Genomic DNA, 13006 nt, shown 5'->3' on the forward strand with positions numbered 1-13006 from the left:
CACCTCGACGTCGAGCAAATTTCCTTGCGCGGCTGTTAAACTCCGTCAACAATGCTCTCAGGCTCGCGACTTCAACACCTGCCAAAACACTTGCCAAGCGGAGAACGGGACCCGATGACGATACGCGCGACTTCCCTTGTTGTGACCGCCGCCTGCCTCATCGCATGCGCGACCGTGCCAGCTTCGGCGCAGACTCTGCGCTACGCCAACCAGGGCAATCTCACCTCGCTCGATCCCTACACGCTGAAGGAAACCACCACGATCGCGCATCACGCGCATATCTACGAGGGACTGGTCACCCGCGACAAGGAGCTGAAGATCGTCCCGGCCCTGGCGGAAAGCTGGGAAACACTCGATCCCAAGCATTGGCGCTTCCATTTGCGTAAGAACGTCAAGTTCCACAATGGCGCGCCGTTCACCGCGGACGACGTGGTGTTCTCCGCCGAGCGGGTCCGGACGAAGGGCTCCAATTTCCTCTCCAACGTTCCGGCCGATGCGAAATTCGTCAAGGTCGACGACAATACCGTCGACGTGATGCTCGATTCGCCCAATCCCATTCTGACCTCGCAATGGGATTCCTGGTACATCATGAACAAGAAATGGTGCGAGGACAACGACTCGGTGGCGCCGACGCCGGCGTCCGCGACCTCGCCGAGCTACGCCTCGCTGCACGAGAACGGCACTGGGCCGTTTATGATCGAGAGCCACCAGCCCGGCGTCAAGACGGTGTTCAAGGTCAATCCTGACTGGTGGAGGAAGCCCGAGCACAATCTGAAGGAGATCGTCTTCACCCCGATCAGTTCCGCCGCAACGCGGGTCGCAGCCCTGTTGTCCGGCGAGGTCGACGTGATCGAGCCGGTGCCGATCCAGGATATCCAGCGGGTGAATGCGAGCGACTCGGCGACGGTGATGACCGGGCCGGAGCTGCGCACGATCTTTCTCGGCATGGATCAGAGCCGCGACGAGCTGCTTTTTTCCAACGTCAAGGGCAAGAACCCGTTCAAGGACATCCGCGTCCGCGAGGCGTTCTACAAGGCGGTCGATATCGAACTGATCCGGACCCGGGTGATGCGCGGGCTGTCGACACCATCGGCGCTGATGATCGCGCCGCAATTGTTCACGCTCTCGAAAGAGTTCACCCGGCCCAAGACCGACCCTGAGGGCGCCAAGAAGCTGCTGGCCGAGGCCGGTTACCCGGACGGCTTTGAGGTCACGATGGATTGCCCGAACGATCGCTACGTCAACGACGCGGCGATCTGCCAGGCCGTGGTTGGCATGCTGGCCCGGATCGGCGTCAAGGTCGATCTGCTGGCGCAACCCAAGGCGCTTTACTTTGGCAAGGTGCTGCAGCCCGGCGGCTACAAGACCTCGTTCTTCTTGCTGGGCTGGACCCCGGCCTCGTCGGATTCCCACAACGTACTGCATGACATCATGGGCTGCCGCGACGACGCCAAGGATGCGACCCGCGGCGAGGCCAATCTCGGCGGCTACTGCAACAAGGAGCTGGACGCGCTGGCCGACAAGGTTCTGATCGAGACCGACAGCGCCAAGCGCGATCAGATGATCAAGCAGGCGTTCGAGATCGGCATCAAGGACTATAGCTATATCCCGCTGCATCAACAGGCGCTGGCTTGGGGCGTGTCCAAGAAGGTGAAGCTGACGCAGCGCGCCGACAACCAGGTGCTGCTGTATTGGGCAACCTTGCAGCCATGAGACTTGTTATTCCGGGGCACGAGCCGAGTCAGCGGTGCGTGAGCCGGAATCCATAGCCATTGCCGGGCGTATGGATTCCGGACCCGCGGCTTCCGTCGGCGGCGCCGGCGAGATGCGCGTCCCGGACTGACGGCGGCCACCTCTTCGGCGCTTTCGGATCGCCGCGCCAACCAGTGAAAGGATCCCATGCTCGCTTTCACGTTGCGCCGGGCACTTCAGGCCGTGGGCGTGATGATCGCGGTCGGCATCATCTCCTTCGTGATGTTCCGCTTCGCCGGCGATCCGGTCAATCAGCTGGTCTCGATCGACACCTCCGCCGCACAGCGCGCCGAGATCCGCAAATCGCTCGGGCTCGACGATCCGGTGTTGGTGCAGTTCGCGCGCTATTTTGCCGATGCCGCGCAATTCAAATTCGGCGTCTCCTATCAATTCCGCCAGCCTGTGGCCCAGTTGTTGAAAGAACGCATGCCGGCGACGCTGGAACTGGCGAGCGTCGCTACCGTGCTGGCGATGACGTTCGGGATCATGATCGGGGTCTATACGGCACTCCGCCGCAACTCCTGGCTCGCCGGCGTGCTGCAGGCGATCTCGCTGATCGGCATCTCGCTGCCGACCTTCCTGATCGGGATTCTACTGATCTATCTGTTCGCCGTGGTACTGGGCTGGCTGCCCTCGTTTGGTCGCGGCGACGTGGTGCGGATCGGATGGTGGACCACGGGACTGCTCACGGTGTCGGGACTGAAGGCCCTGATCATGCCGTCGATCACGCTCGGCCTGTTCCAGATGACGCTGATCATGCGGCTGGTGCGCGCCGAAATGCTCGAGGTCCTGCGCACCGACTATATTCGTTTCGCCCGCGCACGCGGCCTGACCACAAGGGCGATCCATTTCGGCCATGCGCTGAAGAACACCCTGGTTCCGGTGATCACCGTTGCCGGGCTGCAGTTTGGCTCGGTAATTGCTTTCGCTATCATCACCGAGACCGTGTTCCAATGGCCGGGGATGGGGCTATTGTTCGTGCAGGCGGTACAGAGCGTCGATATTCCGATCATGGCGGCCTACCTGCTGGTGGTGTCGCTGATCTTCGTCACCATCAATCTGGTGGTGGATATTCTCTACACCATCGTCGATCCGCGGCTGCACCACACCATCAGCCGCGGCGCCTGAGAATGAGATCTTCATGACCGACGCTTTCGTCCCGAACGCTGTCGACAAAGAACCGCTGGCCGGCTCCTGGTCAGATCGGGTATCCGCGCGCGTCGCGGCAAACGACGTGTTCTATGCCTTCCGCACTTCGCCACTGGCTATCGTCGCAGCCGCGGTGGTGCTGACGTTCTTCCTGCTCGCGCTCTTCGCGTCCCAACTCGCAGTGCAGAACCCGTTCGATCCCGCGCAACTCGAACTAATCAATTCGCGCATCGCGCCGTTGTGGACCGCTGACGGCCAGCGCCCGTTCCTGCTCGGCACCGACGAACAGGGTCGCGACTTGCTCTCGGCGATTCTCTACGGGTTGCGGGTCTCGCTGCTGGTCGGCGTCCTCGGCGTCGGCTTCGCGGCGACGCTCGGCATCGTGCTGGGCCTGATCGCCGGCTATGTCGGAGGCTGGATCGACAGCCTGATCATGCGGATCGCCGACGTGCAGCTGACCTTCCCGGCAATCCTGATCGCGCTGCTGATCGACGGCGTGGTGAAATCCGCGCTCGGCAACAAACTCGACGAACGCACCATGCTGGCGGTGCTGGTGTTCGCGATCGGGCTCAGCTTCTGGGTCCAATACGCCCGCACCGTGCGCGGCTCGGTGATGGTGGAAAAGACCAAGGACTATGTCGCGGCGGCGCAGCTGATCGGGTTGCCGGCCCACAAGATCATGCTGCGCCATGTGCTGCCGAACGCCATGGGGCCGGTGCTGGTGATTGCCACTATCAACCTCGCGCTCGCCATCATCACCGAGGCGACGCTGTCGTTTCTCGGCTCCGGCATGCCCGACACCATGCCGTCGCTCGGCACCTTGATCCGGATCGGCAACAACTATCTGTTCTCCGGCGAATGGTGGGTGGTGGCGTTCCCCGGCTTCGCGCTGGCGGCGCTGATCCTGTCGATCAACCTGCTCGGCGACTGGCTGCGCGACGCGCTGAATCCCAGACTGCGATGACGCGATCACAGCGAGACCCGGCCACATGACCCACCCCGTGCTCTCGGTGCGCAATCTGCGGGTCGAATTCCCGACCCGCCGCGAGCTGCTGCATGCGATCGACGGCGTGTCGTTCGACATCGCGCGCGGCGAGGTGCTGGGCGTGGTCGGCGAATCCGGCGCCGGCAAGTCGGTCACCGGCCTGGCGGTGATCGGCCTGATCGATCCGCCAGGACGGATCAGCGGCGGCGAGATCTGGTTGTCGGGAATGCGGATCGACAACCTGCCGCCCGAAGAGCTGCGCCGGGTCCGCGGCAAGCGGATCGGGATGATCTTCCAGGATCCGCTGACCAGCCTCAATCCGCTGTACCGGATCGGCGACCAGCTGGTCGAGACCATCCGCACCCATCTGCCGCTGTCGCCGGCTGCGGCGCGCAAGCGCGCCATCGACCTGCTCGCCGAGGTCGGGATTCCCGGGCCGGAGAAACGCATCGACGCCTATCCGCACGAGTTCTCCGGCGGGATGCGGCAGCGCGTGGTGATCGCGCTGGCGATCTGCGCCGAACCGGAGCTGATCATCGCCGACGAGCCGACCACCGCGCTCGACGTCTCGGTGCAGGCGCAGATCATCGCACTGATCAAGCGGCTCGGCCGCGACCACGGCACCGCGGTGATGCTGGTGACCCACGACATGGGGGTGATCGCGGAGACCTCCGACCGCGTCGCAGTGATGTATTCCGGCCGCATTGCCGAGATCGGGCCGGTGCGCGACGTGGTGCAGCACCCGCTGCATCCTTATGCCAAGGGCCTGATGGGCGCGATCCCGACTTTGGCCAGCGAGTCGACGCGGCTGGTGCAGATTCCAGGCTCGATGCCGCGGCTGTCCGCGATCCCGCCGGGCTGCGCGTTCAATCCGCGCTGTGATTTTGCGTTCGAGCGCTGCCGCGTCGAACGGCCGGAGCTGATCCGACAGGGCACCCAGGACGTCGCCTGCCATCTCTACGACCGCGACTCGAAGGAGCACGCGGCGTGAGTGCGTTCGTCAGGGTCAACAATCTGCATCGAATGTTTGACGTCTCGAAGCCGTGGCTGAATCGCCTGATCGAGGGCGGCGACAAGGAATTTCTCAACGCGGTGAACGGCGTCTCGTTCGAGATCGCGCGCGGCGAAACCTTCGCGCTGGTCGGCGAGTCCGGCTCGGGCAAGACCACGGTGGCGCGGATGGTGGTCGGGCTGCTGCCGCCGTCCTCCGGCGACGTCATGATCGATGGCGTGTCGATGAGCGATCCGGCGCAGGCGCAGGCGCGCAGGCAGTTGCGCCGGCGCATCCAGATGATCTTTCAGGACCCCTATGCCAGCCTCAATCCGCGGATGCGGGTCGACGCCATCGTCGCCGAGCCGATCCGCGCTTTCGACCTGATCCAGGGCAACGCGAATATTCGAATCCGCGTCGGCGAATTGCTGACGCTGGTCGGGCTGCATCCCGATAATGGCCAAAAGTTTCCGCACCAGTTTTCCGGCGGCCAGCGCCAGCGCATCGCGATCGCACGCGCCCTTGCCTCCGAGGCCGAATTCATCGTCTGCGACGAGCCGACCTCGGCGCTCGACGTCTCGGTGCAGGCGCAGATCCTGAACCTGATGCGCGATTTGCAGGACAAGTTCGGACTGACCTACCTGTTCATCAGCCACAACCTCGCGGTGGTGCGGCACATGGCCAGCCGGATCGGCGTGATGTATCTCGGCCGCATTGTCGAGATCGCCGAGGGTCGCGAATTGTTCGATCATCCGCGGATGCCCTACACGCGGATGCTACTCGGTGCAGTGCCTGACCTGGCGATGAGCGGCCGGGCGCGAATTCCGGTGCAGGGCGAGATCCCCAACCCGATCGATCCGCCATCCGGTTGCGCGTTCCACCCGCGCTGCCCGGAAGCGTTCGACCGCTGCCGCATCGAGATGCCGGAACTGATCGACGGGGTAGCCTGCCACGCGGTGAACCGCGCGTGAGCGCAGCGACATCGGAAGCTTTCAAGTTCGTCATTGCGAGCGAAGCGAAGCAATCCAGGGTGGGGCCGCAGACTGGATTGCTTCGTCGCAAGAGCTCCTCGCAATGGCGAACACGAAAGCCTGATTCTGGACCCGCCTCAGCTCGGCTTCAGCGACGGCGAGGCATGCTCCATGTCGAAATCCTCGATCTCGCGGGTACGCTCGGATTCGGCCTGGGCGCGGTGATCGGTGGCGATTGCGACATAGACCGCCGGCAGCACGAACAGCGTGAACAGCGTGCCGATCGACATTCCCGACACCACGACGAGGCCGATCGAGAACCGGCTCGCCGCGCCGGCGCCCGAGGCGGTCAGCAGCGGCAGCAAGCCGGTCACCATCGCCGCGGTCGTCATCAGGATCGGACGCAGCCGGACCCGCGCCGCCATCTCGATCGCCGAACGCTTGTCCAGCCCTTCGTGGAGTTGCAGCTCCTTGGCGAACTCCACCATCAGGATGCCGTGCTTGCTGATCAGCCCGATCAGCGTCAACAGCCCGACCTGGGTGTAGATGTTGATCGTCGCTACGCCGAAGAACAGCGGAATCAGCGCGCCAGAGATCGCCATCGGCACGCTGATCATGATCACCAGCGGGTCGCGCAGGCTCTCGAACTGCGCCGCCAGCACCAGGAAGATAATGATCAGCGCGAAGCCGAACGCGATCGCGAGCTGATTGCCTTCGGTGGTGTATTGCCGAGCGTCAGCGAGATAATCGTGGCTGAAGCCGGACGGCAGGTTCTTGGCTTGGCTTTCGAGGAAGTCGACCGCCTGACCGACGGTGACGCCGGGCATCGGCACCGCCTGGAAGGTCGCGGCGTTGAGCTGATTGAAGTGGGTCAGCGCATTGGGATCGGTCGCGGTCTCGATCGAGACCAGCGTCGACAGCGGCACCTGCTGACCGGTGTTGCTCGGCACATAGAATTTGGCGAGCGCCTCCGGCGACAGCCGCAGGTCGCGCGGCACCTGCGGGATCACCTGATAGGAGCGGCCCTCGAGGTTGAAACGGTTGGTATAATTGCCGCCGAGCAGCGTCGACAACGTGGAGCCGATCTGCGCCATGGTGATACCGAGATCGTTGGCCTTGGTGCGATCGATCTTCACCCGCACCACCGGCTGGTTGAAATCGAGATCGCTGTCGGAGACGATGAACAGCCCGCTCTTGCGCGCGGCAGCCTTCAGCTTGAGCATCTCCTCATACACCGACTGGAAGCCGTTGGTGGAATTGATCACCATCTGCACCGGCAGTCCGCCCGGCCCGCCTGGCAGCGGCGGCAGGTTGAACGCGAACGCACTGACGCCCTCGATCTTGCTGAGCTCCTTCTGCACCAGCGGCTTCAGCTGGATCGACGAGCGCTTGCGTTCGTCCCACGGCTTCAGCAGCATTCCGGCGATGCCGTTGCTGGGGCCGGCGGTGCCGTCGATCACGAAGCGCAGATCGGTCTCCGGGAAACCGGCGAACACCTTGTCCATCTTCTCGCTGTAGAATTCGGTGTAGTCGATATTGGCGTATTTCGGTCCCTTCAGCACCGCGAACACGATGCCCTGGTCCTCTTCGGGCGCCAACTCCTTGGATGAGTGCTGATACAGGAACACCACCAGCCCGAGAATCACCACCGCGAACATCGCGGTGATCGGGCGGTAGTCGAGCGAGCGATCGAGCTGGCGTCCGTACCAGCGGGTCATGGCGCCGAACACCGCGTCGACCTTCTTGGCGAACCAGCCCTGGTCGTGTGGCCTCAGCAGCACCGAACACATCATCGGCGACAGCGTCAGCGCGATCACCCCGGACACGATCACCGCGCCGGCGAGCGTGAAGGCGAATTCGCGGAACAGTGCGCCGGTAAGGCCACCGAGAAATCCGATCGGCGCGTACACTGCGGCCAGCGTAATCGTCATCGAGATCACCGGCGTGACGATCTCGCGCGCGCCCTGCAGCGAGGCCTGGACCGGGCTCTTGCCCTCCTCCAGATGTCGATGGATGTTCTCCACCACCACGATGGCGTCGTCGACCACCAGACCGATCGCCAGCACCATCGCCAGCAGCGTCAACAGATTGATGCTGAATCCCATCATCAGCATCAGGCTGCAGACGCCGATCAGCGACAGCGGAATCGTCACCACCGGGATGATTACCGAACGGAACGACGCCAGGAACAGGAAGATCACCACGATCACGATGCCGACCGCCTCGATCAGCGTCTTCTCCACCTCGTCGATCGACGAGCGGATGAACTTGGTCGAATCGTAGGCGACTTTCATCTTCATCGAGGGCGGCAGATTGCGCTCGATATCCGGAAACAGCGCGCGCACGCCGGTGACGATGTTGAGCGGGTTGCCCTGCGGCGTCGCCTGCACGCCGATGAAGATCGCGCGCTCGCCGCTGAACGCGACGCTGGCGTCGGTGCTCTGCGCGCCGAGTTCGACGGTGGCGACGTCCTCCATCCGGACGAAGCCGCCGTCCTTGGCCTTGACCGTCATGCGCTTGAACTGTTCGACGTTCTGAAGATCGGTGTTCGCGGTGACGTTGGAGACGATAAAATAACCCTTAGTCTGTCCGGCGGCAGCCTGGAAATTGTTCGCACGGATCGCCGCGGCAACGTCGTCGGGCGACACGCCGCGACCGGCCATCCGCGCCGGATCGAGCCAGATCCGCATCGCGAAGGTCTGCCCGCCGAGAATGTCGGCCGAGGCGACGCCGTCCACGGTCGACAGAATCGGCTGCACCACGCGCGTCAGATAGTCGGAGATCGCCGAGCCCGTGAGCTCGCTGCTGGAGAAACCGATATACATCACCGCGGTGGTCTGACCGGTCGACTTCAGAATGATCGGATCGTTGGCCTCTTTCGGGATCAGATACTTGACCGAATTGACCTTCGACAACACCTCCGTCAGCGCCTGGTTGGGATCGACGTTGAGCTTGATGAACACCGAAATCAGGCTCTGGCCCTGCGTCGAGGACGAGGTGATGTAGTCGACGCCTTCGGCGGCCGCCACCGCCTGCTCGATCGGCGTGGTGATGAAGCCCTGCATCAGATCCGGCGAAGCGCCGGGATACACCGTGGTGACGGTGACCACGGTGTTCGACAGCTTCGGATATTGCCGGATCGGCAGCGTGGTCGCGGCTTTGAATCCGATCAGCAGGATCAGCAGGCTGACCACCAGCGACAGCACCGGCCGCTTGATGAAGATATCGGTGATGGCCATCGCGGGCGCTCCGTAACGGCACCGTCACGTGCGACCATGATCGGCGCGCGCAAGGATGCGATAAAGTTCATCGAAACCGGACTACGACGCCGCCGCGCCCGGTTTCACTGTCAACGCATGATCGCCCCGGAACGACGCGCCGCGCAGTTCCGGGCGCGGCTTAGTTCCGCGGCGCTTTCGCCGGTATCGGCGGTGCCGGGTCGGAGGAAATTTCGACCGCGGCGCCGGACTGCAGCTTGAGCTGACCAACCGCGACGACGCGGTCGCCGGCCTTCAACCCGCTGACGATTACCGCCCGGCCCTTCGCACGATCGCCGGTCCGCACGAAGGTGCGCACGGCGGTCAGATTGGTCTTGCCGTCTTCGGACTTGTTTTCGGTGATCAGATAGACCGAATCTCCATACAGCGTGTAATCGACCGCGGTTTCCGGCACGGTGATCACCGCCGGCTTGTCGGGCAACACCACCGTGGTGGTCGCGAACATGCCGGGCTTCAGGATCTGATCGGGATTGTCGATCGTCGCCTGCACCCGGATGTTGCGGGTATCGGTGTTGATCTGCGGCTCGATGGCGGTGAGCTTGCCTTCGAACACCTTGCCCGGATAGGCGTCGACCGCGACGCGCACGATCTGGCCGACCTTCAGGGTGCCGCTGTCCTTCTCGGTCACGGTGAAGTTCGCATACACTGCGGACAAATCGGTCAATGTCACGATCTGCGTCCCGGCGGTCAGGTACTGGCCGACTTCGGCGTGACGAACGCCAAGCACGCCGTCGAACGGCGCGCGCACCAGCTTCTGCGAAATCACCGCCTCGGTCTTGGCGATCCCGGCCTGGGCCTGGTCGAACGCCGCCTGCGCGTTATCGACGGTCGCCTGCGGCCCGAACTGGCGCGCCGCCAGCTGCTTGGCGCGGTCCAGCGCCAACTCCGCCGCCTTGGCCTGAGCCTTGAAGCTGGCGAGATCGCCTTGCTCGGCCCCATCGAACAGTTGCACGAGCGGCGTGCCGACCTTCACCGTCGAGCCAGCGGTGAACATGATGTCGGTGATGCGGCCGTTGACGTCGTTGGTGACGTTGACTTGATGCACGGCGGCGAGATCGCCGACGGCGGTCAACAGATTCGGGATCACTTCGGATTTCGCTTCGGCCACGGTCACGCTGACCGGCGGCGGTTTGTTGCCGGCGAAGAACTGCGCGATCATGTGACTCCGGAACGCATTGAAGCCGACCAACCCGCCCACCAGCAGCGCCAGCAGCAGCCCGACGATGATGAACCAGCGGGTCATCCGAACCGGGCGCGGGCGCGGCTTCTCGGTGCTGGCGCGGATCGTCCCTGGGGATTCTGTCGCAATCGTCATGTCATGCACTTTCTCTAGCTACCGCCCGCATTTGGTCCGGCGACAATTCGCGGTCCAGATGCCCGGCAATCGCTGCTTCGTTCAATCCAATTCCACGCAGGATAAATTCACAGGTCTGCCGCTCCAGATCGACGGCGTTGCCGTAGGTTAGACACGGCACCGTGGGCAGTCGCGAAAGCGCGGCCATCAGCACCGTATGATGGGCAAACCAGAAAAGGTTCAACGGTTCCCGCCCGACCCGCGATGCGTCTCCCGACGCAACCGCGCGCTCCAGCGACGCCGTGAACACAGGTCCGATCAAATTCCCTATTTTTTCGTAAAGCAGCCGGGCGAATTCTCCATCGTCGACCAGACTGGTCATCATCAGCCGCAGCCGCTGGGCTTCCTGCTGCTCGGGCAGATCCGAGGCATGCAGAAAATGCCCGACCATTCCGCGCACCAGCACCACCAGGGTTTCGGTCGAGGGTTCCAGCGCCAGCAAACCGTTTAGGCCCGGGTCTGCCTCGCATTCGTCCGCCAGGATCTCCGCATAAAGCGCTGACTTGGTCGGGAAATGCTTGAACAGCAACCCCTCCGAGATCGACGCCGCGGCGGCCACACTCTTCGTTGTGGTTCCGGCGAATCCGTGGCGGGCAAAGCACCGCTTTGCCGCGCTCAGGATCAACTCCCGGCGCAAATCGCTGGTCATGCGCAGTGTGCTCATTGTCGTGAGTAAGCACTCACCTTTGGCAAAGTCAATCGGGATTGCTGCAGCGCACTAAAACGTGAGTAGTGCGACGAGCTCAATTCATTGGCCCCCACTCGGCTGATACGGAGGAAGAGGTCAGACGGTAATTTGGCACCCTCGCCGCGGAGGAAGTTCGCGGCGCCGGCCGAGGCCGTTCCGGCAGCGTCGTGAATCGCCTATAGAAGACAAAAAAGGGGATGACATGGAAGCGGCCCAAGGTGACCTCGCGGCAGCGTTCGATCTGGCGCGGCTGACGCCGGAGTTCTACGCCGACCCCTATCCGACCTATCATGCACTGCGAGCCCACGAGCCGGTCAAGCGGCTGGACAATGGCGGTTACTTCCTCACCCGCTACGACGATCTGGTCGCCGCCTACAAGAACACCGCGCTGTTCTCGTCCGACAAGAAGCGCGAGTTCGCGCCGAAATACGGCGACTCGCTGTTGTTCGAGCATCACACCACGAGCCTCGTCTTCAACGATCCGCCGGCCCACACCCGCGTCCGCCGGCTGATCACCGGCGCGCTGTCGCCGCGCGCGATCGCCGGCATGGAGCCCGATCTGGTGGCGCTGGTGCAGCGGCTGCTCGACCGGATCGCAGCCAAGGGCAGATTCGACCTGATCGAAGATTATGCCTCGGCGATTCCGATCGAGGTGATCGGCAATCTGCTTGGTGTGCCGAACGACGAGCGCGGTCCGTTGCGCGACTGGTCGCTAGCGATTCTCGGCGCGCTGGAGCCGGTGATCAGCGCCGAAGCTTTCGCGCGCGGCAATCAATCAATTCGGGATTTCATCGCCTATCTGGAAATCCTGGTCGAGCGCCGTCGGGCAACCCCCGGCAATCCCGACCGCGACGTGTTGACCAAGCTGATCCAGGGCGAACCGGGCGGCGAACAGCTGACCGCGAAGGAATTGCTGCATAACTGCATCTTTCTGCTCAATGCCGGTCACGAGACCACCACCAATCTGATCGGCAATGGACTGGTCGCGCTCGCCGCCAACCCCGAGCAGAAACAGCGGCTGATCGACAATCCGGCGCTGATCCGGACTGCGGTCGAGGAAATCCTGCGATACGAGAGCTCGAACCAGCTCGGCAACCGCATCACAACAGCCGACGTCGAGATCGGCGGCGTCGCGATGCCGAAATACACGTCGGTGACGCTGTGCATCGGCGCCGCCAACCGTGACCCGGCGCAATTTCCCGATCCCGACCGGTTCGATATCGCGCGGGCGCCGAACCGGCATCTGGCGTTCGGCACCGGCGCGCATCAATGCGCCGGCATGGCGCTGGCGCGGCTGGAAGGCGCGATCGCGATCACGCGGTTTCTCGCGCGGTTTCCCAACTACCAACTCGATGGCGCGCCGGTCCGCGGCGGCCGGGTCCGGTTCCGCGGCTATCTCAGCGTGCCCTGCGTGGTGAAATAGTCAGTCCAATAGCGGCAGCCCGGCGCAAGTCATTTTGCCGGTGCGCGCATCGATCACCAGATAGCCGTCGATCGGACTGCCGTTGGGATTCCTGTTCGCCGGAACTACGACGTGAAACTCCCAGACCGGTTTGGTCGCCTTGCCGCCGCACCGCTTGCTACCACCCGTCAGCAACTGGCTGGCGACGATATTTTGCGCGACGTCTGCCGGGGTTCGCCCGTAGGGATCGCCCTGCAGAATCGATATCGCCGCAGCGCGCGCCCGGCCTTCGGAGAGAACGTCGGCGGCCTGCGCTGTCAGCGGCGGAGCGACAAGCATGACTGCAGCGACAAATCGAATGAGCAGCGGATCCATCGGGTTTCCTTCCGTTTCTGACCTGTGCGCTTCCGCGCCGACTCGAAATTGTCTGACTAGA

10 protein-coding genes are annotated in these 13006 nt (G+C 63.5%); 6 read left to right on the plus strand and 4 right to left on the minus strand.

The genetic code is table 11. The features are described from left to right. The first annotated feature begins 114 nt into the window (after window positions 1-114). The 5 genes from HXX15_RS00425 to HXX15_RS00445 all read left to right on the plus strand — a co-directional run bounded on the left by HXX15_RS00425 (window position 115) and on the right by HXX15_RS00445 (window position 5848). Window positions 115-1713, plus strand: coding sequence for an ABC transporter substrate-binding protein (locus HXX15_RS00425; protein WP_296511511.1), 1599 nt, complete (start codon window positions 115-117; stop codon window positions 1711-1713). Window positions 1714-1899: 186 nt separating this feature from the next. After that, on the plus strand, window positions 1900-2880 hold the full coding sequence (locus HXX15_RS00430; protein ID WP_296511513.1) for an ABC transporter permease: 981 nt from the start codon (window positions 1900-1902) through the stop codon (window positions 2878-2880). Between the two features lie 13 nt (window positions 2881-2893). Continuing rightward, window positions 2894-3865 carry an ABC transporter permease gene (locus HXX15_RS00435; protein ID WP_296511515.1) on the plus strand — a complete coding sequence of 324 codons (972 nt, stop codon included), beginning with the start codon at window positions 2894-2896 and terminating at the stop codon, window positions 3863-3865. A gap of 25 nt (window positions 3866-3890) precedes the next feature. Next, entirely contained in the window at window positions 3891-4877 is a 987-nt protein-coding gene (locus HXX15_RS00440) for an ABC transporter ATP-binding protein (RefSeq protein WP_296511517.1), read from the plus strand. A gap of 32 nt (window positions 4878-4909) precedes the next feature. Next, window positions 4910-5848, plus strand: coding sequence for an oligopeptide/dipeptide ABC transporter ATP-binding protein (locus HXX15_RS00445; RefSeq protein ID WP_296514734.1), 939 nt, complete (start codon window positions 4910-4912; stop codon window positions 5846-5848). Window positions 5849-5985: 137 nt separating this feature from the next. Here the strand turns inward: HXX15_RS00445 and HXX15_RS00450 are convergent, their stop codons facing one another. The 3 genes from HXX15_RS00450 to HXX15_RS00460 all read right to left on the minus strand — a co-directional run bounded on the left by HXX15_RS00450 (window position 5986) and on the right by HXX15_RS00460 (window position 11144). After that, window positions 5986-9087: a MexW/MexI family multidrug efflux RND transporter permease subunit gene (locus HXX15_RS00450; protein WP_296511519.1), complete on the minus strand. Its 3102-nt coding sequence runs from the start codon at window positions 9085-9087 to the stop codon at window positions 5986-5988. Window positions 9088-9247: 160 nt separating this feature from the next. Beyond that, window positions 9248-10441, minus strand: coding sequence for an efflux RND transporter periplasmic adaptor subunit (locus tag HXX15_RS00455; RefSeq protein ID WP_296511520.1), 1194 nt, complete (start codon window positions 10439-10441; stop codon window positions 9248-9250). Between the two features lies 1 nt (window position 10442). Next, window positions 10443-11144: a TetR/AcrR family transcriptional regulator gene (locus HXX15_RS00460; RefSeq protein WP_296511522.1), complete on the minus strand. Its 702-nt coding sequence runs from the start codon at window positions 11142-11144 to the stop codon at window positions 10443-10445. Between the two features lie 226 nt (window positions 11145-11370). On the opposite strand from HXX15_RS00460, the gene HXX15_RS00465 reads away from it, so the two are divergent. Further along, complete coding sequence (locus HXX15_RS00465; protein ID WP_296511525.1) at window positions 11371-12591, plus strand: cytochrome P450; 1221 nt, start codon at window positions 11371-11373, stop codon at window positions 12589-12591. On the opposite strand, the gene HXX15_RS00470 is transcribed toward HXX15_RS00465, so the two are convergent. Beyond that, window positions 12592-12909 (minus strand): hypothetical protein, encoded by a 318-nt coding sequence (locus tag HXX15_RS00470; RefSeq protein WP_296511527.1) that lies wholly within the window; start codon window positions 12907-12909, stop codon window positions 12592-12594. Window positions 12910-13006: the final 97 nt, after the last annotated feature.

The organism is Rhodopseudomonas sp., assembly GCF_013377015.1.
In the GTDB taxonomy this organism is placed as follows: domain Bacteria; phylum Pseudomonadota; class Alphaproteobacteria; order Rhizobiales; family Xanthobacteraceae; genus JARJEH01.

What these genes read in the sequence shown, in the direction of transcription:
- HXX15_RS00425 (WP_296511511.1), top strand. Translation starts at nt 115, where the DNA reads ATGACGATACGCGCGACTTCCCTTGTTGTGACCGCCGCCTGCCTCATC.
- HXX15_RS00430 (WP_296511513.1), top strand. Translation starts at nt 1,900, where the DNA reads ATGCTCGCTTTCACGTTGCGCCGGGCACTTCAGGCCGTGGGCGTGATG.
- HXX15_RS00435 (WP_296511515.1), top strand. Translation starts at nt 2,894, where the DNA reads ATGACCGACGCTTTCGTCCCGAACGCTGTCGACAAAGAACCGCTGGCC.
- HXX15_RS00440 (WP_296511517.1), top strand. Translation starts at nt 3,891, where the DNA reads ATGACCCACCCCGTGCTCTCGGTGCGCAATCTGCGGGTCGAATTCCCG.
- HXX15_RS00445 (WP_296514734.1), top strand. Translation starts at nt 4,910, where the DNA reads ATGTTTGACGTCTCGAAGCCGTGGCTGAATCGCCTGATCGAGGGCGGC.
- HXX15_RS00450 (WP_296511519.1), bottom strand. Translation starts at nt 9,087, where the DNA reads ATGGCCATCACCGATATCTTCATCAAGCGGCCGGTGCTGTCGCTGGTG.
- HXX15_RS00455 (WP_296511520.1), bottom strand. Translation starts at nt 10,441, where the DNA reads ATGACGATTGCGACAGAATCCCCAGGGACGATCCGCGCCAGCACCGAG.
- HXX15_RS00460 (WP_296511522.1), bottom strand. Translation starts at nt 11,144, where the DNA reads ATGAGCACACTGCGCATGACCAGCGATTTGCGCCGGGAGTTGATCCTG.
- HXX15_RS00465 (WP_296511525.1), top strand. Translation starts at nt 11,371, where the DNA reads ATGGAAGCGGCCCAAGGTGACCTCGCGGCAGCGTTCGATCTGGCGCGG.
- HXX15_RS00470 (WP_296511527.1), bottom strand. Translation starts at nt 12,909, where the DNA reads ATGCTTGTCGCTCCGCCGCTGACAGCGCAGGCCGCCGACGTTCTCTCC.